This is a genomic window from Sulfitobacter sp. PR48, from assembly GCF_028807335.1.
In the GTDB taxonomy this organism is placed as follows: Bacteria; Pseudomonadota; Alphaproteobacteria; order Rhodobacterales; family Rhodobacteraceae; genus Sulfitobacter.
Map to the genome: position 1 here is coordinate 24,363 of NZ_JARAMM010000013.1, position 22,492 is coordinate 46,854.

General features: G+C 62.9%; 24 protein-coding genes and 1 tRNA gene. 14 read left to right on the forward strand and 11 right to left on the reverse strand.

The features are described 5' to 3' along the window. Positions 1-229: 229 nt before the first annotated feature. Positions 230-313: transfer RNA gene (locus PVW51_RS17000), tRNA-Leu, on the reverse strand. A gap of 163 nt (positions 314-476) precedes the next feature. Here PVW51_RS17000 and PVW51_RS17005 point away from each other — a divergent pair. Next, complete coding sequence (locus tag PVW51_RS17005) at positions 477-998, forward strand: Hint domain-containing protein (protein ID WP_269365531.1); 522 nt, start codon at positions 477-479, stop codon at positions 996-998. A 2-nt stretch (positions 999-1,000) separates the two neighbouring features. Here the strand turns inward: PVW51_RS17005 and PVW51_RS17010 are convergent, their stop codons facing one another. Further along, positions 1,001-2,605, reverse strand: coding sequence for an NAD(P)H-hydrate dehydratase (locus tag PVW51_RS17010; RefSeq protein WP_274576230.1), 1,605 nt, complete (start codon positions 2,603-2,605; stop codon positions 1,001-1,003). Positions 2,606-2,780: 175 nt separating this feature from the next. On the opposite strand from PVW51_RS17010, the gene PVW51_RS17015 reads away from it, so the two are divergent. The 5 genes from PVW51_RS17015 (at position 2,781) to PVW51_RS17035 (ending at position 6,597) form a co-directional block, all read left to right on the forward strand. Further along, on the forward strand, positions 2,781-3,119 hold the full coding sequence (locus tag PVW51_RS17015; RefSeq protein WP_114273140.1) for a P-II family nitrogen regulator: 339 nt from the start codon (positions 2,781-2,783) through the stop codon (positions 3,117-3,119). Positions 3,120-3,150: 31 nt separating this feature from the next. After that, positions 3,151-4,557: a type I glutamate--ammonia ligase gene (gene glnA / locus PVW51_RS17020; protein WP_269365535.1), complete on the forward strand. Its 1,407-nt coding sequence runs from the start codon at positions 3,151-3,153 to the stop codon at positions 4,555-4,557. A 160-nt stretch (positions 4,558-4,717) separates the two neighbouring features. Then, a complete protein-coding gene (locus PVW51_RS17025) occupies positions 4,718-4,966 on the forward strand; it encodes a hypothetical protein (RefSeq protein ID WP_274576231.1) in 249 nt (82 codons plus the stop codon). A gap of 110 nt (positions 4,967-5,076) precedes the next feature. Further along, on the forward strand, positions 5,077-5,880 hold the full coding sequence (locus tag PVW51_RS17030; protein WP_269365539.1) for a lytic murein transglycosylase: 804 nt from the start codon (positions 5,077-5,079) through the stop codon (positions 5,878-5,880). Positions 5,881-6,144: 264 nt separating this feature from the next. Then, entirely contained in the window at positions 6,145-6,597 is a 453-nt protein-coding gene (locus tag PVW51_RS17035; RefSeq protein ID WP_274576233.1) for a glyoxalase superfamily protein, read from the forward strand. Positions 6,598-6,995: 398 nt separating this feature from the next. Here the strand turns inward: PVW51_RS17035 and PVW51_RS17040 are convergent, their stop codons facing one another. Then, positions 6,996-7,712, reverse strand: coding sequence for a heme-dependent oxidative N-demethylase family protein (locus tag PVW51_RS17040; protein ID WP_269365543.1), 717 nt, complete (start codon positions 7,710-7,712; stop codon positions 6,996-6,998). A 123-nt stretch (positions 7,713-7,835) separates the two neighbouring features. On the opposite strand from PVW51_RS17040, the gene dddP reads away from it, so the two are divergent. Next, complete coding sequence (gene dddP / locus PVW51_RS17045; protein ID WP_274576234.1) at positions 7,836-9,179, forward strand: dimethylsulfonioproprionate lyase DddP; 1,344 nt, start codon at positions 7,836-7,838, stop codon at positions 9,177-9,179. 13 nt (positions 9,180-9,192) lie between these two features. Here dddP and PVW51_RS17050 read toward each other — a convergent pair whose 3' ends face one another. Further along, positions 9,193-9,669 (reverse strand): TetR/AcrR family transcriptional regulator, encoded by a 477-nt coding sequence (locus PVW51_RS17050; RefSeq protein ID WP_274576235.1) that lies wholly within the window; start codon positions 9,667-9,669, stop codon positions 9,193-9,195. Beyond that, positions 9,653-9,880 (reverse strand): hypothetical protein, encoded by a 228-nt coding sequence (locus PVW51_RS17055; RefSeq protein ID WP_274576236.1) that lies wholly within the window; start codon positions 9,878-9,880, stop codon positions 9,653-9,655. The genes PVW51_RS17050 and PVW51_RS17055 overlap by 17 nt, the downstream gene beginning before the upstream one ends. On the opposite strand from PVW51_RS17055, the gene PVW51_RS17060 reads away from it, so the two are divergent. After that, positions 9,845-10,525: a DUF1295 domain-containing protein gene (locus PVW51_RS17060; RefSeq protein WP_274576237.1), complete on the forward strand. Its 681-nt coding sequence runs from the start codon at positions 9,845-9,847 to the stop codon at positions 10,523-10,525. The genes PVW51_RS17055 and PVW51_RS17060 overlap by 36 nt on opposite strands. A 456-nt stretch (positions 10,526-10,981) precedes the next feature. On the opposite strand, the gene PVW51_RS17065 is transcribed toward PVW51_RS17060, so the two are convergent. After that, on the reverse strand, positions 10,982-12,136 hold the full coding sequence (locus PVW51_RS17065) for a trans-sulfuration enzyme family protein (protein ID WP_269365550.1): 1,155 nt from the start codon (positions 12,134-12,136) through the stop codon (positions 10,982-10,984). 163 nt (positions 12,137-12,299) lie between these two features. Between PVW51_RS17065 and PVW51_RS17070 the strand changes: the two genes are divergently transcribed. After that, positions 12,300-13,514 carry a bifunctional alpha/beta hydrolase/OsmC family protein gene (locus PVW51_RS17070; RefSeq protein WP_274576239.1) on the forward strand — a complete coding sequence of 405 codons (1,215 nt, stop codon included), beginning with the start codon at positions 12,300-12,302 and terminating at the stop codon, positions 13,512-13,514. Positions 13,515-13,528: 14 nt separating this feature from the next. On the opposite strand, the gene PVW51_RS17075 is transcribed toward PVW51_RS17070, so the two are convergent. Next, complete coding sequence (locus PVW51_RS17075; RefSeq protein WP_274576240.1) at positions 13,529-13,747, reverse strand: DUF6500 family protein; 219 nt, start codon at positions 13,745-13,747, stop codon at positions 13,529-13,531. Between the two features lie 205 nt (positions 13,748-13,952). Between PVW51_RS17075 and purB the strand changes: the two genes are divergently transcribed. Further along, complete coding sequence (gene purB / locus PVW51_RS17080) at positions 13,953-15,272, forward strand: adenylosuccinate lyase (RefSeq protein WP_269365554.1); 1,320 nt, start codon at positions 13,953-13,955, stop codon at positions 15,270-15,272. 338 nt (positions 15,273-15,610) lie between these two features. Here purB and PVW51_RS17085 read toward each other — a convergent pair whose 3' ends face one another. Together PVW51_RS17085 and PVW51_RS17090 are read right to left on the reverse strand one after the other, a co-directional pair. Further along, entirely contained in the window at positions 15,611-16,159 is a 549-nt protein-coding gene (locus PVW51_RS17085; RefSeq protein ID WP_274576241.1) for a contact-dependent growth inhibition system immunity protein, read from the reverse strand. Further along, positions 16,156-17,724: a minor capsid protein gene (locus PVW51_RS17090; protein WP_274576365.1), complete on the reverse strand. Its 1,569-nt coding sequence runs from the start codon at positions 17,722-17,724 to the stop codon at positions 16,156-16,158. Before PVW51_RS17090 ends, PVW51_RS17085 begins: the two co-directional genes overlap by 4 nt. Before the next feature lie 408 nt (positions 17,725-18,132). Between PVW51_RS17090 and PVW51_RS17095 the strand changes: the two genes are divergently transcribed. The 4 genes from PVW51_RS17095 to PVW51_RS17110 all read left to right on the forward strand — a co-directional run bounded on the left by PVW51_RS17095 (position 18,133) and on the right by PVW51_RS17110 (position 21,141). Continuing rightward, positions 18,133-18,294 (forward strand): hypothetical protein, encoded by a 162-nt coding sequence (locus tag PVW51_RS17095; protein ID WP_205388116.1) that lies wholly within the window; start codon positions 18,133-18,135, stop codon positions 18,292-18,294. A gap of 199 nt (positions 18,295-18,493) precedes the next feature. Beyond that, on the forward strand, positions 18,494-19,021 hold the full coding sequence (locus tag PVW51_RS17100; protein ID WP_274576242.1) for a tetratricopeptide repeat protein: 528 nt from the start codon (positions 18,494-18,496) through the stop codon (positions 19,019-19,021). A 62-nt stretch (positions 19,022-19,083) separates the two neighbouring features. Continuing rightward, positions 19,084-20,163, forward strand: a complete 1,080-nt coding sequence (locus PVW51_RS17105; RefSeq protein ID WP_274576243.1) for a flagellar motor switch protein FliG — start codon at positions 19,084-19,086, stop codon at positions 20,161-20,163. Positions 20,164-20,244: 81 nt separating this feature from the next. Then, complete coding sequence (locus PVW51_RS17110; RefSeq protein WP_274576244.1) at positions 20,245-21,141, forward strand: lysophospholipid acyltransferase family protein; 897 nt, start codon at positions 20,245-20,247, stop codon at positions 21,139-21,141. Between the two features lie 431 nt (positions 21,142-21,572). Here PVW51_RS17110 and PVW51_RS17115 read toward each other — a convergent pair whose 3' ends face one another. Beyond that, positions 21,573-21,872 (reverse strand): DUF6958 family protein, encoded by a 300-nt coding sequence (locus PVW51_RS17115; protein ID WP_274576245.1) that lies wholly within the window; start codon positions 21,870-21,872, stop codon positions 21,573-21,575. After that, entirely contained in the window at positions 21,865-22,386 is a 522-nt protein-coding gene (locus PVW51_RS17120; protein WP_274576249.1) for a GFA family protein, read from the reverse strand. The genes PVW51_RS17115 and PVW51_RS17120 overlap by 8 nt, the downstream gene beginning before the upstream one ends. Positions 22,387-22,492: the final 106 nt, after the last annotated feature.

Sequence of the window (22,492 nt, forward strand, 5' to 3'; positions counted from 1 at the left end):
CAGTGGCACCCAAAGCCCGGAACAAGCCGAAGGCGCCGGGCCATCGCCTGCCCGCCGGTCGGGCGGGCGATGGCCCGGCTTGCGTTTAGTCGCCGAGGTCCGGGAGGGCCTGAGTTCGGACTTTCGCCGCGCGCTGGCCTTGCACGTTAGCAGATGGTGCAGGTGAGAGGACAAACCTCAAACCAAAACTGTACCCAATTAGCGCTCCGCGCGGTAGCACAACAAAAGTTGGTGCGGGTGAAGGGACTCGAACCCCCACGCCAAAGGCGCCAGAACCTAAATCTGGTGCGTCTACCAATTCCGCCACACCCGCACGCGGCCCCGTTCGCGGCCTGAACCGCTGATTACCAAACCCGGCAGCGATAGGCGAGACCAAAAAAGCCGGGCCGCCGGTCTAAAAAAAGGCAAGACATTAACAAGTTGTTGTCATATGTTCGGGATAACCTGAGGCAGGTACAGATAAGAAAGAGACGCCCATGAAACCGAATACGGTCGGGCGCGTAGGCGAGGAAGATCGCCATGCGGGCCAATACACCCCCTACGCCGTCCTGGACACAGGACTGGTCCAAGGTGCCATGTTACTGACGCTTGACGGCGAAATTCCGGTGGAATTTCTCTCTGTCGGGGACAAGATCATCACCCGCGACACCGGCATTTCCAAGGTCAGACACATCCAGCGCAGCACGCGCATCGTGCATCAGATCGGGCTGTCCGCAGGCTCCCTCGGCCATACCCGGCCCGAGCGGGACGCGATCCTCGCGGGGGACCAGATGGTGCTGATCCGCGACTGGCGCGCAAGGGCACTGTTCAACTCCGAACGCGCGCTTGTGGCGGCACGGGCGCTGGTGGACAACGAATTCATCACCGACCTCGGCAGCCATGAGACCACCTTGTTCCAGGTCTTCTGCGACGGGCCGCATATCCTTTATGCGGACGGGCTGGAACTGGGTACGGCGGATGCCGCCAAGGCACGCGGCGCGGTGCTGCACGCCGCCTGAACCTACAGGCCCAGACCCCTCAGAACCTTCGGCAATTGCTCCGGCAGATCTTCGGCGATCAGGCCAGGGCCAAAGCTGCGCGCGCATTCGACGTGCAGCCAGGCGGCGGTTCCAGCCGCGCACAAAGGCGTAAACTGCCCCCGCGCCAACAGACCGGTGATCATCCCCGCCAGCACATCCCCCGACCCTGCCGTGGCAAGCCATGGGGCCGCGCGGTCATATTGGGCTGAATGCACGCTGCAGCTACCGTCGGGATGGGCGATCACGCTGTCGGGCCCCTTGAAAAGAACGGTACACCCCGCCCGTTTTGCAGCGTCCCGCGTGGCGTCCACCTTGGAATAGGCCGGGCCTTTGGTCGCCGGGGCAGCCAGCCTTGCCGCGATATCGGGAAAAAGCCGCGCGAACTCACCACCATGCGGGGTCAGCACGCAGCGATCATGCAGCGCATCGAAAAGGCTCTGATCCTGCGCCACCAGCGTCAAGGCATCCGCGTCGAATACGACGTAGGGTGTGTGCTTTGCACGCACCGCAGCCGCCACCAACGCGGCCTCGCGCTCCCCGGTGCCCAACCCCGGCCCGATACAGATCGCCTTGACCCTTTCGTCTTCACATATCCGCGCCGCGGCCGCCGCGTCCTTGACGCTGCGCAGCATGATCGCATTCAGCTGTGCGGCGTTTTCGATCAATGCGGCGGGCGGACAGGCCAAGGTAACAAGGCCCGCCCCGATGCGCAGCGCGCCCCGCGCGGCAAGCCGTGCCGCACCGCCTTTGCCGACGCCCCCTGAAAAGATCAGCGCATGGCCATGGCCGTATTTGTGGCCCTCTACATCCTTGCGCAGCCAGTCCGGGTGCACCGCCTCGCACAGGCTGACGCGATGTTCGTGCGGAACCCCTTTGCGGGCAGGCTCCTCCGAAAGGCCGATGTCCTTGACCGCCAGCTTGCCGCATTGGCGGGGACCCTCCGCCAGAAAATGCCCCAGCTTGGGCCGGTGGAAGGTCACGGTCAGATGGGCGGCCACGGAAAACCGATGATGCGCGTCTTCGTGTGGAAACTCACGCCCGCTGTCAGCGCAGATCCCGCTTGGCATATCCACCGCGACAATCGCCGGGCGTCCGATCTTGTGACCGGGCTCGACGGCGAAACAATCGACCATGTCCTCCATGTTCCAGAAGAGATTTCCGAGCGCTTTCAATCCGCGCTTCAGGCCGATGCCGAAAAGCGCATCAATCAACAGATCGCAGCCCCAGCCCTCCGACCTCTCCCAATCGGCCAGAGCGCCGGTTGTGCCGATGCCGGCCCAACGGTCGTAATTCACCTTGGCGTCCGGCGGCAGCTTCTCCGCATCGCCGTAGAGGCAAGCAGCAACCTGCCAGCCTGCCTCCTGCAACAGCCGCGCGATGACAAACCCGTCGCCGCCGTTGTTGCCCGGCCCGCAGAGAACGACGGCGCGGTGCGGCCCCTCGGCCAGCACCGGCCATTCCTCGAAAACCGCCTCGACAACACCGCGCCCGGCCCGTTCCATCAGCTCCAGCCCGGTCACCTGGCCCGAGTCAATCGCCCGCGCCTCGATGGCACGCATCTCCTTGCTGCTGAGCAATTCGGCCATGCTGATCCCCGCTCCGTTTCAATACTGCCTATCATTTAGGCGCTTTGCCTATTTTAACACCGCAGCGTGCGGATTAACCTGCATCCGCATGACAGAGGCTGGACCTTTTATGGATTCCCCTCTGTCAAAATGAAATGCCTTTGCAAGCCAACGCTTTCCGCGAAAAGGGACCGACATGAAAAAGATCGAAGCGATCATCAAGCCTTTCAAACTCGACGAGGTGAAAGAGGCCTTGCAGGACGTCGGCGTTCAGGGACTCTCTGTCATCGAGGTTAAGGGGTTCGGCCGCCAGAAGGGCCACACCGAACTCTACCGCGGTGCGGAATATGTCGTGGATTTCCTGCCCAAGGTGAAGGTCGAAGTCGTGCTGGACGACGACCAGGTGGACGCGGCAATCGCGGCCATCATCGAAGCGGCCAAAACCGAAAAGATCGGCGACGGCAAGATCTTCGTGACACCCGTTGAACAAACCATCCGCATCCGCACCGGCGAAACCGGTTCGGACGCTTTGTAAACTGCATTACCTGCCAAAAGGATCACAGCCCATGAGCACCAAAGACTTCCTCAAAAAGATCAAGGATGAAGACATCGAATATGTCGATGTCCGCTTTACCGACACGCGCGGCAAGCTGCAGCACGTGACCGTCGTCAGCGATCTGGTGGACGAGGACTTCATCGAAGAGGGTTTCATGTTCGACGGCTCCTCGATCGCGGGCTGGAAAAGCATCGAAGCTTCCGACATGAAACTGATGCTGGATGTCGAAAGCGCCTATATCGACCCCTTCTATGCCGAAAAAACCATCTGCGTGCATTGTTCGATCGTCGAACCCGACACCGGCGAAAGCTATGAGCGTGACCCGCGCGGCACCGCCGAAAAGGCCGAAGCCTATCTGATCTCCTCCGGCATCGGCGACCAGTCGTTCTTTGGCCCGGAAGCTGAGTTCTTCCTCTTCGACAACGTGAAGTTCTCCAACTCGATCAACAAGGTATCCTACGAAGTTGATGCCTCCGACGCATCCTGGAACACGGATACGGATTACGAGATGGGCAACATGGGCCACCGCCCCGGCCTGAAGGGCGGCTATTTCCCGGTCAACCCGGTTGACGAGGCACAGGACCTGCGCGCCGAGATGCTGTCGACCATGAAACGGCTCGGCATGAAGGTGGACAAGCACCACCACGAGGTTGCCTCCTGCCAGCACGAACTGGGTCTGATCTTTGGCTCGCTGACCAAACAGGCTGACGAGCTGCAGAAATACAAATACGTGATCCACAACGTGGCCCACGCCTATGGCAAATCCGCGACCTTCATGCCCAAGCCGATCTATGGTGACAACGGCTCCGGCATGCATGTGAACATGTCGATCTGGAAAGACGGCAAGCCGCTGTTTGCAGGCGACAAATATGCCGACCTGAGCCAGGAAGCACTGTGGTACATCGGCGGCATCCTCAAGCATGCGAAATCGCTGAACGCCTTCACCAACCCCTCGACCAACTCCTACAAGCGCCTGATCCCCGGCTTCGAAGCCCCCGTGCTGCGCGCCTATTCCGCGCGCAACCGCTCGGGCTGCGTGCGTATCCCGTGGACAGAATCGCCCAAGGCAAAACGTGTCGAGGCGCGTTTCCCCGATCCGGCGTCCAACCCCTATCTGTGCTTCGCGGCCCTGCTGATGGCCGGTCTTGACGGGATCAAGAACAAGATCGACCCGGGCGAGGCGATGGACAAGAACCTCTACGACCTGCCCGCAGAAGAGCTGGCGGACATCCCGACAGTCTGCGGCAGCCTGCGCGAAGCGCTGGAAGAGCTGCAGGCCGATATGGACTACCTGCTGGCCGGTGACGTGTTCACCCGCGACCAGATCGAAGGCTATATCGAGCTGAAGATGGAAGAAGTGCACAAGTACGAGCACACACCCCATCCGGTCGAATTCGGCATGTATTACAGCTGCTGATCGCGATCCGAGATCGTGCAAACAAATGGGCATCCCTGCGGGGGTGCCCTTTTTCTTGCCGGAACCTTCCGAAATTGACCCCATGCCGGTCACAATTCGAACCGAATTTGAGACGATACCGGAAACTGCCAAAGGCCCTGAACCAGCGGAAAGATCCGATATGCCCAATGCAGCAAACGAAGCCGTCTTTGCCAGTCGTGTGGCCCGGATCGAGAAACATGCCCGCAAGCTGGACCGCCAGCGCAAGAAGCGCCGCACGCGTAGCCTGGGCAGCTATATGGTGACCCCGCTGATGCTGTGTTTCTTCATGGCTGGGGGCACGGTTTTTGCCTGGGACGCGATGGATCGCCCCACCAGTTCCCCGCTGGAGATGGCCAGCATCCTGACCTCGAAAATCCTGTCCTACTGAGCGGCCCGCCACCGACGTTTCAGAGTTTTCCTTTTCACGAAGTTCCTGCCGGTCTAAGCTGCAGGTCGCGGCACGCCTGTCCGTCGTTTTACAATTGGCTGAGGATTATCATGCGCCCTTTCAAATCTGTTGTTGTTTCATTGAGTGTTATTACCGCCCTCGCCGCGCCCGGTTTTGCCGCGACCTGCGGCAACAATGCGGGCGGGTTCAACGCATGGAAAGCGGCCTTTGCCGGCGAGGCCAAGGCAGCCGGGGTGGGGCAACGCGGGCTCGATGCGCTGGCGCAGGCCAGCTATGCCACCGGCACCATCGCGGCGGACCGCAACCAGAAGTCGTTCAAATATTCCCTGTCCAAGTTCATGCAGGTGCGCGGGGCCGATACCATCGTGGCGCAGGGGCGCAAGCGCAAGGGGCAGAACCCGGGCTTTTACCAGTCGCTGGAACGCGCCTACGGCGTGCCTGCGGGCGTGCTGCTTGCCATTCACGGGATGGAAACCGGCTTTGGCGGGTTCATGGGCAATTCCTCCGTGGTCTCCGCGATCACGACGCTGGCCTATGACTGCCGTCGCTCCAGCTTTTTCGTGCCGCATGCCATCGGCGCGCTGAAACTGGTGGACCGTGGCGCGATCACCGTGAACACCAAGGGCGCCAAGCACGGCGAGTTGGGCCATACCCAGTTCCTGCCGGGCAATGCCCTGCAATACGGTGTCGATGGCAATGGCGACGGGCGGGTGGATTTCTACAACCAGGCTGATGCCATGGCCTCCACCGCGAACTTCCTGCGCCGCAAGGGCTGGCAGCCCGGACAGGGCTATCAGGAAGGCCAGCCGAACTTCCGCGTGATCAAGCAATGGAACGCCGCCACCGTCTATCAACAGGCGATCGCGATCATGGGCGCGCGCATCGACGGCTGATCGGCCCTTCGGGCCCTGGGCGTCACCCATGCCCGGGCCTCGTGCTTTTCTGATATCTGCCGGGAATACTCAAAAGCCACAGTGCCGCCGGATGCGCCGCCCCGGCCCTTGCGCAAATCCGCCCTGCGCCCTATCTGGGCGTCAGGGTCAGGCCCCTGCCGTCCGCAGTCCGGTGAAGTCCTGAACGATGATCTACCTTCAATCTCGCAAGATTGATGGGCAACGCGGACCCCCACGTCACTTCATGCGAGACGGAGTGTAAACATGACTACCCCTTCCCGTGACGTCCTCAAGGCGCAGGCCAAACGCCTGCGCGCCGATCTGGCTGCCCGTGGCCAGACCCTCAGCCATGCCGAAGCGCTGGAAACCGTGGCCCATCAATGGGGCGCGCGCGACTGGAACACCATCGCCGCCCGTGCCGCCAACAGCCACCCCGGCTGGGCCCCCGGCCAGCGCGTGACCGGCCGCTACCTCGGCCATCCCTTTGTCGGAGAGGTCAAGGCCGCGCGGCAGTCCTCCTCGGGCTACTGGGCGCTGACCCTGCGGTTCGACCGGCCCATCGACGTGGTCACCTCGGAACTGTTCAGCGCGTTCCGGCGGCAGGTCAACACCACCGTGAACGCCCATGGCCAGTCACCGCAGAAAACTTCTGACGGTCAGCCGCATATGGTGCTAGAGCGCCCGACCTTAAGCCAGAGCGCTTCGGGACATACCTGAATCACTTCTACGCTGCCCCTCCCTTTGGCCCCAGGCGAAAAGTGATGTGGGATGTTTCAAGCCTATCCCGAAACGAACCAGGCACAAGCGCCGCCGCCAGCCTTACGTTTTCTTCAAAGAAAACGGCCCGGAGTTTTCAAAAACTCCGGCGCGCGGCGCGCCACAATCAGGGAAACGACAGCCGAAAGCGCCGGAACCAGGCACAAGCGCTGCCGCCAGCCTTGCGTTTTCTTCAAAGAAAACGGACCGGAGTTTTCAAAAACTCCGGCGCGCGGCGCGCAACAGTCAGGAAAACGACAGCCGAACGTGCCGGAACCAGGCACATGCGCCGCCGCCAGCCTTGCGTTTTCTTCAAAGAAAACGGACCGGAGTTTTCAAAAACTCCGGCACGCGGCGGCTCAGCCCGCCGCGCGCCGCACCACATGGGTGTGGATGCTGAAAACCACGGCCCGCGTGCGCGGCATCCGCACCACGCATTGCCGCTCTGCCCGTTCGTACCGGCGCACCAGGCCCTGATCCTTCCGGGCGGGCTGATGCAGATCGGCGTCGCCATAGGCCAGCCGGTTGAACCGCCACAGCGGCCGGCCCACCTGCACCCCGTCAAACAACCGCTGCACCCGGCGGGCGATCCCGGCGTCATAGGCATCGACGGGCAGATGGATATCGGTCAGCGGGCGGCCCGCCTTTTCCGCCAGCCGCCAGTTCGCCGGAAAACACAGGACCGCAGCCACCAGCACATGCTGGTCGCCCTGCTTGTCCATCACGCAGATGTCCTGTTGCACCAGCTGCCCCAGCGTGCGCAGCGGCGCGGTGCGGTCCAGCGCCACCTCGCGGCCATCGGGGCAACGCACCTGGTCCCCCTGCACCGCAAACCCCTTCCCCGGCAGCAGCGCCAGAGCCTCCTCCAGCACTTCGAGCGCGGCGTCACGGGATGCGGCAGGTTCCCACAGCACCGCCTGCGGCTTTTCCGCCAGCAGGGCCAGCCGGTAGCGCATCTGCGCGCCATAGGTCTCATCCACCCGCAGCCAGTCGTCAGCCGCACAGGGGGCCACGCCCGGCAGAGCGGGGGGCACCGCCATCTCGGGCGGCAAATCTTCGTGCAGGATCTCTTTCATCGCCGGGCAACCTAACGCCATCCCCTGCCCGCGTCCTGCGAAAACGACATCTCCGGGGGTCGGTTTTTACCAAACATCCCCCGGCCACCTCCGGCATCCTGGTCCAACACAAGGAGGCCCGCCATGAACAAGCACTTCCGCGACACCCGCAAGATCGACCCCGCCCATGGCCCGGCGCTGCCCGATGGCAGCCCCAATGATGCCGACCGGGTGGAGATCGGGCCAACGCGCCTGGCCTTCGACGAATGGGCGGCAGCGGGGCTGCAGCTGCCGGACCTGCCCGCCATGCGCCAGTTCCGCTGGGAACGGCTGACCGCGCAGATCGCGGCACGCGGGCTGGCCGGGCTGCTGATGTTCGACCCGCTGAACATCCGCTATGCCACCGACAGCACCAACATGCAGCTCTGGAACACCCATAACCCGTTCCGCGCCGTGCTGCTCTGCGCCGATGGCTACATGGTGATCTGGGACTACAAGAACGGCATCTTCCTCAGCGAATTCAACCCGCTGGTGCGCGAACGGCGATCCGGCGCGGACCTGTTCTATTTCGACCGGGGCGACAAGATTGATGTGGCCGCCGATACCTTTGCCAACGAGGTCCGCCTTCTCTGCGCCGAACACGCAGGCCCCGGCAACATGTGGATCGCAGTGGACAAGATCATGTTGCACGGTCTGCGCGCGCTGGAGGCGCAGGGGTTCACCGTTGTGGACGGCGAGGAGATCACCGAGAAATCCCGCGCCATCAAGGGCCCCGAGGAAATCCGCGCCATGCGCTGCGCCAGCCACGCCTGCGAAACCGCTGTCCGCGCGATGGAGGATTTCGCCCGCGCGCAGGTGCCCGTGGCGTCAGTGACGGAGAATGACATCTGGGCGGTCCTGCACGCCGAAAACATCCGGCGCGGCGGCGAATGGATCGAAACCCGCCTGCTCGCCTCCGGCCCGCGCACCAATCCCTGGTTCCAGGAATGCGGCCCGCGCGTGGTGCAGAACAATGAAATCATCGCCTTCGACACCGATCTGGTGGGCAGCTACGGCATCTGCGTGGACATCAGCCGCACATGGTGGGTGGGCGACCGGAAACCGCGCCCCGACATGATCTATGCCATGCAGCATGGCGTCGAACACATCATGCAGAACATGGAAATGCTGAAACCCGGTGTGATGATCCCGGAGCTGACCGCAGGCACCCATGTGCTGGATGCGCAATTCCAGAAACAGAAATACGGCTGCCTGATGCACGGCGTCGGCCTCTGCGATGAATGGCCGCTGGTGGCCTATCCCGACAAGGCGGTGGCCGGGGCCTATGATTACCCGCTGGAAGCCGGGATGACACTTTGCGTGGAGGCGCTGGTCTCTCCCGAGGGGGGCGATTTTTCCATCAAGCTGGAGGATCAGGTGCTGATCACCGAAGACGGTTTCGAGCGGTTGACCGAATATGAATGGGATGCGGCGCTGATGGGGGGCTGAACCCTGTTGCCCCTCACCTTCCCGAACAATATTCCAGCAGCAGCGTCCCGAGCAGCCGGGCCAGGGTTTCCTCGGCCCGCGCCTGCCCGACGATGCGCTCAACCAGCGCGCGGTAGCTCTCCATTGCCATCTGCATCGCTTCGTCCTGTGCGATCTCTGCCCGCGTCTTGCCCCGCAGATAGTCGAAGACCAGCGCCATTTCCGCGCCGAAATTCACCCGCATGACCTCCAGCAGGCGGTCCAGGTTCTCCTGTTCCGACGCCCCGGGATCGACCAGGGCGGAATCGAGGCCCGCCATGATCTGTCTGGTGCAGGCCAGAAACAGTGCCTCCTTGTTCGGGAAATAATGGTAGAGCGCACTTTTCGACACGCCCAGATGGTCGGCAATCTGGCGCATCCCGGTCCCGGCATAGCCATGGGCCGAGAAATAGGCCGCGGCCCGTTTGGCCAGCGCCCGGCTGTAGGCCTCGTGGTCAACTCTTTTCGGCATCTTTTTCGTCCATCTGGTCAATTAAAAATTGACACATCCCGCCGGCAAGGTCTATCCCCGCTTTATAGACCAAGTGGACGATAAAGGCGAAGTGGATGCCCGACCTCTGGCGCGGCCCGGACACCGCCGAACCGAAAACCGCCACATCATCCGCAGGACATGAAAGGAACAATTGATGGCAGCCCCGCAAGGCGGCGTCGACCGCCGGCATGACCCTTCCCTGCGCATAAAGCTGATCTTTGCCACGCTGCATGGCGCCATCGTTGTGATCGCCCTCTGGCTCGCCTTCGGCCCGTTCGACTGGGCCGACCCCACCCGCGCCAGGAATCTGGCGGGATGCGCCCTGCTCTACTGGCTGCGGCATCTGGTGACCCTGTTCGTGCTGATGCAACGCCGGGTCGCGATTGCGGAGGCTTTGGGGCTAAGCGCCTTCATGGCCGTCTTCGAACTGGGCTTCTTGCTGCTGGGTGCGGGCTTCCTCTCGGGCACCGCCGCGCCTCTCACCGGCTGGGACGGGGCGGGTGCCGCCCTGCTGCTGATCGGCTCGTACCTGAACACCGGGTCCGAACTGCAGCGCCGCGCCTGGAAGCAACAGCCCGGCGCGAAGGGGCATTGCTACACCGGCGGTCTTTTTGCCTATTCCATGCATATCAACTACTTCGGCGATACAATGTTGTTCACCGGATGGGCGATGCTGACAGCCTCGCTCTGGGCCTTTTCGATCCCGCTGCTGATGGCGGCAATGTTCGTCTTTTACCACATCCCGCCGCTCGACGCCTATCTCGCCGAACGCTATGGCGCGGAATTCAGGGCCTATGCAAAACGCACCGCGCGGTTCGTGCCCTTTATCTACTGAGCGGCGGTCGGCGGGGGATCATTGCCGAAACCGCTCACCAGAGCGGAGTGCAAAATGGACGCGCGTGGCTGGCGCAGCGGTGGTACGGTGTGCGCCCCAACCTGTGCCCTCAAAGTGAAGACCCATTGCCAAAGCATAGCTTTGGCAGCGCCCGAACCGCCCCCGTCGCGCCGGAGGCGCGCCAGTTCAATTGCCGGAGGCGCGCCAGTTCAATTGCAGGAGGCACGCCTGCGGCGTGTCGCGGGCGCTACTCGCCCACCCCTCGGTTCGGGCGCGACCAGTTCGAATGTCGGACATGGCAACAAAGTCCGCACTGCGGCCCCTCGCGCATCCCGTCAAAAGTCCGGTCAGAGACAGAAACACCCGGCCGTCAGGTCAGGATCGCCTCGCCCAACCTCCCGACAAGAATCAGAACATCCGGGATTCGAGCCGCCTTAGCATGGCATGCGACACCCGCTACTGCCCCAGCGCCTGCGCCAGATCATCGCGCAGATCGCCCGCGTCCTCGATCCCGACGGAGAGGCGCAGCAACCCTTCGGGAATGCCGGTATGCGGCTCGATGGTATGGCGATGCTCCACCAGGCTTTCCACCCCGCCAAGCGAGGTGGCGCGGTGAAACAACTGCAACCGCCCTGCCGCGCGCAAGGCCGCCTCGGCCCCGCCCTTGACGACAAAGGACAGCAAACCGCCAAAACCGCCCCGCATCTGGCGGGCGGCCAGCGCATGGCCCTTGTGGCCCGGCAGGCCGGGGTACATGACCTCTTCCACCTGCGGATGGTCCGACAGGAATTCCGCCAGCGCCATGGCATTGCGCGACATTTCCCGCATCCTCAGCGGCAGGGTGCGCATGCCGCGCGTCAGCAGCCAGGCCTCCATCGGGGCCATGACCGCCCCGGCGGTGTCGCGGTCCTCGCGGATCATCTGCCAGATCGCGCTGTCCGCATCCGCCACGCAAAGCGCACCGGAAAGCACGTCGGAATGGCCGTTGATCCCCTTGGTCGCCGAATGCATCACGATATCCGCCCCGAAGGACAGCGGCTGGCTCAGCACCGGGCTGGCCGCGGTGCTGTCCACCACCAGCCTGGCACCCACCGCATGGGCCGCATCCGCCGCGGCGGCGATATCCACGATCCGCAGCCAGGGGTTCGACGGCGTCTCCACCCAGGCAATCGCCGGGCGATGCGCGGCACAGGCCGCGGCAAAGGCATCGCTGTCCGCGGCTTCGACCTCATGCAGCGTGATCCCGCGCCGCGCGCAAAACCCCCTGATCCAGGCGGTTGTGCCCCAGTAGATCTGGCTTTGCACCAGCACGCTGGCCCCGTTCGGCACTGTCCGGAACACCGCCGCCACCGCCGCCATGCCGGAGGGGAAGAGCAGCGTATCCGCCGCCCCTTCCAGCCGCGTCAGCAGCCGCTCGGCCACCCGCACGTTTTCATTGTGCGACCGCAGGTAGGTATTGCCGGGCACAAGCTGCGCATAGGATTCGTCACGCGCAAAGGTGGTTGCCATATGCACCGCCGGGACCACGCCGCCGGTCTGTTCATCCGTGGCCCCCGCCGCCTGCGCCGCAAGGGTGGCAGGGTGCAATGCTCTGTCTGCTGTATCGGCCATAGGGCGCTCTCCCGGATCAGGTATTTCCCCTTGCTACACCCGGTTCCTGCCCCCTTCCAGCCCCGTTCACGGCGATGCGCGGGGCGTCACACTGGTGTGACCCGGGCTTGCGCGATGCCGCGGAGCGGATCACTTTGGCACCAGACCAGTATCGGAGTATCCCATGGCCCCCCAGCGCATCACCTTTCCCGGCCATGACGGCAACGAGCTGGCGGCAAGGCTGGACATGCCGGACGGGCCGCATCTGGCCACGGCGCTCTTTGCCCATTGTTTCACCTGCGGCAAGGATATCCCCGCCGCCCGCCGCATCGCGGCCCGGCTGGCAGGCATGGGGATTGCCGTCTTGCGGTTCGATTTCACCGGGCTGGGCCACTCCCGGGGGGAATTTGCCAATACTTCCTTCACCTCCAACGTCGGTGACCTGATCGCGGCCTCCCGCTATCTGGAGGAGCGCGGCATGGCCCCCGCCCTGCTGATCGGTCATTCGCTGGGCGGTGCCGCCGTGCTCAAGGCCGCGCCGCTGCTGCCGCAGGTCAGGGCGGTGGCAACCATCGGCGCCCCGTTCGACCCCGGCCATGTGACCCATAACTTTGCCGATGCCCTGCCACGCATCATGGCCGAGGGCGCGGCAGAGGTATCGCTGGGCGGCAGGCCCTTCCGCATCGGCAAAGCCTTTGTGGAGGATGTGGCGGATGCCGCGCTGGCCCCGGCGATTGCCGGTCTGAAGGCCGCATTGCTGATCCTGCATGCCCCGACCGACGAGATCGTGGGGATCGACAACGCCAGCCAGATCTTCCTGGCTGCCAAACACCCCAAGAGTTTCGTCAGCCTCGATGGCGCCGCACATCTGATCCTCCGTGCGCGGGACGCGGAATATGCCGCAGGGGTCATCGCCACCTGGGCGGGCCGCTACCTGCCGCTGACGCCCCCGGCCCCGCCCCCCGGTGCGCCGGAAGGCGTGCTGCGCGTCTCCGAAGCGGATGCGGAAGGCTTTCTGCAGGACATCAACAGTGGCCCGCACCACCATGTTCTGGCGGATGAACCACACGCCTATGGCGGCACTAACAAGGGCATGTCGCCCTATGGTTTCCTTTCTGCCGGGCTGGGGGCCTGCACCTCGATGACAATCCGCATGTACGCCCGGCGCAAAGGCTGGCCGCTGGATCATGTCAGCGTGGATGTCTGCCATGACAAGGTCCATGCACAGGACGCCGAAACCGGCTCCGGTGACAAGATCGACACCTGGCGGCGCCGGATCCGGCTGACTGGCGATCTGACAGCGGACCAGCGCCAGCGCCTGCTGGAAATCGCGGACAAATGCCCGGTGCACCGCACGCTTGAGCGGTCCTCGGAGGTGGTCACCGAACTGGTGGCCTAGCGCCCCTTGGCGGCTCAGACGCCGGAGGAGATCATCTCCCGGATTTTCACCGCCTTCTCGAAATGGTCAAGCTCATGCGTCCTGATCCACCACTCCGCCGCTTCCATCAGAAGTTCCGGGTCATCATTGCGGTTGGCAAAGAACGCATAGAACGACAGACCCACCGTCTCGCCCTTCTTTGCGATCTTCTCATTGCAAACCGCGATGGCTTTGGCTCTGAGCGTGGCTCTCATGAGGGTGGGTCCTTCCTGTCTTTGACAGGCCTGGACCTGTCGCAACCGGAACATACCGCGAACATCTGGCATGTACAATCCGGTCTCTGCCACGCAACCCGGCTTTCGCCGCTGTTGCGCCGCGTGCAAAGCTGCCGCCCGCTTGTCCTTGTCCCCCTCCCGGTCTATGCACCGGGCGAACGTCAGCTTTCCAGGTAGGTGCCCCATGATCCCCCGCTATTCCCGCCCCGAGATGGTCTCCATCTGGTCTCCCGAGACCAAGTTCCGCATCTGGTTCGAGATCGAAGCCCATGCCTGCGACGCCATGGCCGAGCTTGGCGTGATCCCGCGCGAGAACGCGCAGGCGGTCTGGAAGGCCAGGGACGTGGAATTCGACGTCGCCCGGATTGACGAGATCGAAGCCGTGACCAAACACGATGTCATCGCCTTCCTGACCCATCTGGCCGAACATGTGGGCAGTGACGAGGCGCGCTTCGTGCATCAGGGCATGACCTCTTCCGATGTGCTTGACACCTGTTTCAACGTGCAGCTGACCCGCGCCGCCGACATCCTGATCGCTGACACCCAGGCGCTGCTGGCCGCGCTGAAGCGCCGCGCGCTGGAGCACAAGGACACCCTGCGCGTCGGCCGCAGCCACGGCATCCACGCCGAGCCCACCACCATGGGCCTGACCTTTGCCCGCTTTTACGCCGAGATGGACCGCAACCTGCGCCGCCTGAAAACCGCGCGTGAGGAAATCGCGACCGGGGCGATTTCCGGCGCTGTCGGCACCTTTGCCAACATCGACCCGCGCGTCGAGGAACATGTCTGCGCCCAGCTGGGTCTGACGCCCGAACCGATCAGCACCCAGGTCATCCCCCGCGACCGCCACGCCGCGTTCTTTGCAGCACTCGGGCTGGTGGCCAGCTCGATCGAGAACATCGCGACCGAAGTGCGCCACATGCAGCGTACCGAGGTGCTGGAAGGAGCCGAGTTCTTCTCCGCCGGGCAAAAGGGTTCTTCCGCGATGCCGCACAAGAAGAACCCGGTGCTGACCGAGAACCTGACCGGCCTCGCACGCACCGTGCGCATGGCGGTGATCCCGGCCATGGAGAACGTGACCCTCTGGCACGAACGCGACATCTCGCACTCATCCGTCGAACGCGCCATTGGCCCCGATACCACGATCACCCTCGATTTCGCGCTGAACCGGTTGACCGGGGTCATCGACAAGATGCTGATCTACCCCGACAACATGCTGGCCAACATGAACAAGTTCAGCGGTCTGGTGATGTCCCAGCGCGTGCTGCTGGCCCTGACACAGGCAGGTGTCAGCCGCGAAGACAGCTACCGGCTGGTGCAGCGCAACGCGATGAAGGTCTGGGAAGAGGGCGCGGATTTCAAGACCGAGCTTCTGGCGGACGCAGAGGTGCTGGCCGCGCTCTCTCCCGCGGAGATCGAAGAGAAATTCGACATGGGCTATCACACCAAACATGTGGACACGATCTTTGCCCGTGTCTTTGGCGACCACAGCGTTTCGGGATAAAGCTGACACATCGCAGTCCCCTTTTCGCGCTCGACCGTAGGGAGAGGTGGCGAACAAGCGAGTCAAGCATATCCTGAAACGCTTCAGGCTCTGACCGTCGCCCCCTGGCGTCTTATGCCGGAATCACTTTATCCGCCCCCACCGCAGCGGTGGGGCACGGTGGCGCTGTCGAACGCCGCGCATCTTTGGCTCGGTGCAACGGATTCATGCATTCTGTCAGCGGCGGTCGTCACCTGATGTTGGCCCATTACCGGCGCTTCTCTGCAAGGCGCGTGAAGGTCAGGTGAGCGGGACGAAGCGGAAATTCGCTGCGACTGCGCCAATGTCGGCATTCACATCTACGAAACCGATCCACCCTTTGCCAGCGCCCGCAGATATGCCTCACCCAATTCAATCGCGCTGGCCGAGGCGGGGACGGTTTCCTTGCCCGAGGCGTCTGTCTTCTTGCTCCAGAAATACCGTCCCTTGCGGCGGGCGAAGGCGTAGGTCTTGATCTCGTCCCAGTCGGAATGCAGCGTCACGTTCACGCCCCTGGCGCCACGATAAAGGCTGGCCTTGGTCTTCACGCCTGCCAGCCGCATCAGTTCCGCATCGTAGGCGTCGACCAGCTCTGCCGCCTTGCGTTCCTTGAACAGCGCATCGAAATCGGGGTGCGACGGGTGGATGAAGCGGGCATGCGACAGCGCGTCGAGGATCGCGGTGCCGAGCTGTTCGGCATCGGCATCGGGGGGCAGGACATGGCGGATGCCTTCGGGGTCGGGCAGAGCGCCACGGTAGCAGACCTTGGATTCGATCAAATAGAATTTGGTGAACGCGTTCGCGGTGACGCTGAAATGTTCACGCGCATCTCCGTTCGGTAGATTGTGATAGCTGCGATCCTCGCTCATCCCGTCACCTCCACAATCATCTCTATCCCCAAATCCTCAGCCAAGTCGACCGCCCGCCGGATTTGCGACATTTGTTCCGGCGAACCTTCGGGGACGGCCAATTGAAGAACGCGAGCCTCGACCTTGCCGGGATCGATCAATCCTTCTCCTCCGTCAAACTCCGCCAAGTCTCGCAGATACTGACTTAACGTACCGTAAATCTGCGATGGCGAGGTTCGGTAGGTATAGGCATCCAAATCAAGCGTTTTCACGCTGGTCGCCTGACCGGTCTCGAAGTTGAAGAAATCTACCCCAGGGTGGTCGCGGAACTCTTCTTCCAACCAGATCCCCCGGCCCTCGTCATCTTTCCGATCCCTCAGATTGCGTTCGTAGGACAGCCCACGATCCTTGACCGTTCCCGCCTCCCAATCCACATCGCCCACATCAATGCCACGAAACCCACGCGGCAGGGTTGGCACTAATACTCGCTCGGTCAGTTTGCGCAACGCGTCGGCATCGCTCAGCCCATCCGCATCATCGCCCAGAACCCGCAATAGCTTGCGGGACCGTGCTGCAATCGTTCCGATCAGTCCGATTGCGGGAACGGCAGCAATCGCGACGCTCGCCTTCAGATAGGCTTCTTCGCGGATGGCCTCGCGAAGCTCTGTTTCGCTGACTTCGCAGCGAAGATACGCGATACGCATCTCACCGGCGCGTTGCGTCACCGCATCGGCGTAATCCAGAAATGCGGCAGCAAGATCGGGCAGGCCACGGATCGCCCCCACCAGCTGGTCCAAACGCTTGTCGTAATTTTCGATTTCAAAGGCGATTTGCTCGCGAACCTGCTCAACCTCGGCTGCCCGTTCGTCGCCCGCGATCCCAAGCAGGACAGCCAGTTCCGAGACGCCGTAGTTAACAGTTTCAACCGCCAGCTTTGCCAAATCGAAAAGGCCACCAACCAGATTCAGACCGAAATCCCTGGCTGCTTCCGCGTAGCCAATGATTGCGGCGGATTCGATTGTTGCGGTAAGCGACAGCCCTAGTTTCGGCTCGCACAGACCAGGGGACAGGACGGGTTCCGCGTAACAGCGACAGCTGAAATCCTCGCCGGGAAACCCGCCCGGCAAACGCTCGTCCCAAGAAAAGGTCTGGTCGTCTCTGGCAGCGTGCGTTGAACGAACCCGATTATCATCTTGTGAACGCCAGATGTAATGTGAAATGCCGAGCGTCTGCTGCCGTCGCGCGTTCAGTTTTGCATCAAATTGACGCGTGATCCCGTTCAGTACAGGGTCTTCATCAAGGCCAGCCCCGCCAGTTTCTGCAAACCTGCTGCGCAGTTCCTCTCGCACCCAGGCCTGTAAACCTTCAACGGGAACACCCTCAATCGCGGCTTGGGCATCGTCCCCGAGGAAGCTCATCAAGAATGAGATGTTGTCTGCGTTTGCGTGCCCAATGAGGGACTCGATGGAGACGCCAACTGTAGGATCCGATTTGGTTTCAAAGCCAGTTCGTTCGCTCCAGGGAATAACGATCTCGCCGTTTCCGCCGCTTCGAATGAAGCGTTCAAATTTTGACCCGAATTCCATCGACAAGCCTCTTCCGCGTGAGGCCTATTCGATACGGTCAAATTCCAAACGTTCTTCTACCGTACCGTACGGTTGGTGTTGCATCAGGCGACGAGCGCCCCCAGAACGGTTATCTGTCAATGTCGCAGCATCCGATCCACTGGGCTCAGATCTGCCCTTCGCTGCGCTCGCTACGAAGGTCGGCTTTCCCGGCAATCCGTAATCCGCGTCAGCGAAGTTCCAGGAAAATCGGTTTTGCCTGGCATCTGACAGGCGCAGTGCCAAATCACAGTCCCCTGCCCGGAATCCGGGCAGATCTCTGCCGGGTTACCGCACAGGTTGCGGGATTGTTTGAAATGATGCGCAATCGGTGTAGATTAGGGTCAGGCCCCATTCATCCCAAGCCAATCAAGCAAAAGGAGACCGATCATGACGTTCAAGACCCTTGCGATTGCCCTTGCCCTCACCGCGGTGCCCACGCTCAGCCTTGCGGAGGGATGTTTCCACGGCAAGGAGAAACAGGCGATGTCCTGTGCCACCGGCACGACCTATGACAGCGCCACCAAGTCCTGCATGCCGGTCAGCACCTGATCCGGCCAGATGATGAAGACAGAGCGCTGCCTGTCCTGTCGGCGCTCTTTCCCGTTTCCGCGCCGATGTTACGAAAAACCGGCCCCGCGGTCACAATCGCGCGACCCTGTCTTACTTCTGCGCTTTTGATGCTACTCTTCTCTAGATTACCTTTAACTTAAAAAGTCACCCTCTCGTAACGATAGCCCGGAGATTCCTGATGAAGGCTCTTACCCTCGCAATTGTCCTTGTTCTGCCGCTGGCCGCAGGCCCGCTGCTTGCTGCCGGAAGTGGCAATGAAACCGCGCCGGAAAAACCCAAGTGCGAAGACGGCCAGGTCTATGACAAGAAAACCAAGACCTGCGTCGATGCACAGGACAGCCGGCTGGACATGGACAGCCTATATGAAACCGTGCGCGAACTGGCCTATGCGGGCCGCTATGCCGATGCGCAGGTCGTGCTGGCCGAAATGCCCCAGGACGATGACCGCACCCTGACCTATCTGGGCTTTACCCACCGCAAGATGGGCCAGACCGATCTGGCGATGGGCTATTACCAGCGCGCGCTGGCGGTCAACCCGGCCAATGTGCTGGCCCGGTCCTACATGGGTCAGGGCTTTGTCGCCGAAGGCAAGGTGGCCGATGCCATGGAGCAGCTCAAGGCGATCCGCGCGCATGGCGGCTCCGGCACCTGGGCCGAGGCCTCGCTGCGGCAGGCCATCGCGACGGGCCAGACTTTCAGCTACTGATTTCAGAATTCGTTCATCTTTGCCTGTCACAACCACCCCGGTTCAGACAGGAAACAGCAAAGATGAACGACATGGTGCCCATGGGCTCCCTCGCGCCGCTGCCCTCTTTTGACACGGGCAGCGCGCGGCCTTCTCTCAGCCGGCGTGCCAAGGCGGCGATCGTGGTGCGCCTGCTGCTCAACGAAGGGGCCGACATCCCGCTTGAGGATCTGCCCGATGAGCTGCAGGAGGCGCTGACCCATCAGATGGGGTCGATGCGGCTGGTGGATCGTGACACCCTTTCCGCCGTGGTTGCCGAATTCGCCGATGAAATCGAAAGCATCGGCCTGTCCTTCCCCCCCGGCATCGCGGGCGCGCTGGATGTGCTGGACGGCAAGATCAGCCGCCAGACGGCACTGCGGCTGCGCAAGGAAGCGGGGGTGCGCCAATCGGGCGATCCCTGGGCCCGGCTCAGGGAATTGAGCGCCGACAAACTCCTGCCCGTGCTGCAGAATGAAAGCGTCGAAGTGGCGGCGGTGATGCTGTCGAAACTGCCCGTGCCCCTGGCCGCCGAACTGCTGGGCCAATTGTCCGGACCGCAGGCGCGGCGGATCACCTATGCCGTGTCGTTGACCGGTGCCGTGACTCCGGACGCGGTTGACCGGATCGGCCTGTCCCTGGCCATGCAGCTTGATGCGCAGCCCGCCCGCGCCTTTGACAGCGACCCGGTATCGCGCGTTGGCGCGATCCTGAATTCCTCCAGCACGCTGACCCGCGACGATGTGCTGACCGGGCTGGATGAAACCGACCAGGGCTTTGCCAATGCCGTGCGCAAGGCCATCTTCACCTTTGCCAATATCCCCAGCCGGATTGCCCGCCGCGACATACCGCGCATCCTGCGCGAGGTGCCGCCGGCAAGCCTGCTGACCGCATTGGCCGGGGCCGAGGCGGCGGGGTACGCCGACACCATGGCCTTCATTCTGGATAACATGTCGGGCCGCATGGCCGACCAGCTGCGCGAGGACATCAAGGATGCGGGCAAGGTCAAAGCCGCCGATGCAGAGGAGGCGATGAGCGAGGTTGTCCGCACCATCCGGCAAATGGAAAGCACCGGCAATCTGCTGCTGGTGGAGGCGGAAGACAACAGCGACGACAGCGCCTGACCTGCGGCTGCGGGTCTCGACCCTTGTTGCGCCGTGCTGCGCGGGCTATGTCAGGGCGATCTTCATCAATTACATGGTTTCATGCCCGATCGCTCTGCCGCCCCGCCTGCCCTTGCGCGCAAATTGGGCCACTACCTGACCAATGCGCTGATCGTCGGGATCATCCGCTGCGCCCTTGCCCTGCCCTATGAGACCCGGCTGCGTTTTGTCGGCGCTCTGGTGCAGCGGGTGCTGGGGCCCGCCGCAGGCTACCGCAGGCGCGCGCTGGACAATCTGGCGCGCATCTGTCCCGATCTGCCCCCCGCCCGGCGGCGCGAGATCGCGGATGGCTGCCTGAACAACGCCGGCCGTACCTTTATCGAAAACTACTCGGCGCAGGATTTCCCGGCGCGCATGGCCGATGTCACCCCCGAAGGCCCCGGCATGGGCGCATTAGAAGCGGCCGCCGCCAGGGGCCAGGCGGTGATCCTGGTCACCGGGCATTTCGGCAATTACGAAGCGACCCGCGCCGCCCTGGTGGCGCGCGGCCATGATATCGGCGGTCTCTACCGCGATATGAAGAACCCCTATTTCAACGCGCATTACGTCAAGACGATGGAGGCTTTCGGCGGGCCGGTGTTCCCCCAGGGCCGGCGCGGCACGGCGGGTTTCGTGCGCCACCTGCGGGAGGGGGGGCATCTGGTGCTGCTGTTTGACCAGCATGTGCAATTCGCCCCGGTGCTTGATTTCATGGGCGCGCCCGCGCGCACAGCGGTCTCTGCCGCGGAACTGGCGTTGCGCTATGACGCGCTGCTGATCCCCTTCTATGGCATTCGCCAGCCGGACGGCGTGCATTTCCGCTGCGTGCTAGAGGCGCCGGTGCCGCCAAGCGACCCCGAAACCATGACCCAGGCGCTGAATGACAGCCTGTCCGCACAGGTGCGCGCCCATCCCGAACAATGGTTCTGGGTTCACCGCCGCTGGCGGCCCGAGGAATAACGCATCCGCAACGGCCTGCGGTTGGGGACACGGCGGTAATCGTTCCGGGCCGGGGTGATCCATCTGCCCGGAAAGCCGGGATCGCACCCCAAGTGCAAAGCCGCGCAGCCGCCACGCCCGACAGCCGCATAGCCACTCGGGGGATTGAGCGTTCAGCCGCTCTGGCATTCAACCGCTTTGGCGTTCTGACGTTCAGACGTTCATGACCCTCCCGTGTAGACATGTCATTTTTGACATGTCTACACGGGAGGGTCATGAATCTCGGCCGGGCGAAAGGGTCCCGCGGAAAACGGCCCATGCGGGGCGCATCCAGGAACGCCGCCCCCGATGAGAGGCATCCACAGGCCGCCCTTTCTCCTCGCCCATCGTGCAACGAAACAGAAATTTCCCTAATCCCATCAAGGGATTGCATCATGTCGCACAACTGCCGCTCAGGACGTCAACCGGTACAGCCGCACGGGGCTGCCCTTCGCCCGCGAAATCACCCCCTTGGCCTCAAGGTCAAGCTGCACGGCCTTCAGCCACCACCCGGCTTTCTCGCCCCCGGGAAAGGATGTGGCATCAAGATGGGGCAGCAGCGCCGCCTTTGCCTCGGCCACCTTCAGGCCCGGCGGATCATCCGGCAAGACACGCAGCAGCGCCGCGCGCATCGCATCGTATTTCACGCGGCTCAGGCGCTGGCTGCGCCCCGGTGTATTCGGATTTTCAACCGCAACCCTGTCATCAGGCATGATATACTCCTTTTACATCAACAACTTGCGGATTACGAAACCCCATCCGGACCCAGGACCAGAACAGGCGTGCCATGAAGCCCGCCGATTGCGTTCTGGCATTGTGAATATCATCGCTCAGAACCGTCCCGGGGGGCGCATCGCGGGTCATGGTCCGCAGCGCGGGCGCAGGTGCGCTGCCATCCGGCCAACGGGCGGCATAGATGCTGAGCCAATGCCCGCCCCTGAACTCCAGCCACATCGGCGCGGCGCAGCAGGTGGCGACGATCCGTTGGGTCCCGGATTTCGGGGTCAGGCGGAAAGAAGCAAGATGATCCGACCCCTTCAGGACGCGCAGCCGGTCCTTGCGTTGCATCACGAACCGCGTGCCGCCGTTTTCTTCCTGCACCGGGGGCCGGGGCGCAAGACGCCCTGCCGCATCGCGACAGGAGGTGCAATGACATTCGGCAGTCAGAATCGGCGGCCCGTCCAGGGCAATCGCAACGTTGCCGCAGGTGCAGATAATCTTGGTCACGTCACGTTCTCCCCGGTTCCGGCAGGGCCAGGGCGGCGTGCCGCCCCCGTGCCTTGCTGCGCTGGTGCATCTTGGTCTGGTTGCGTCATGACAATATACATACCAA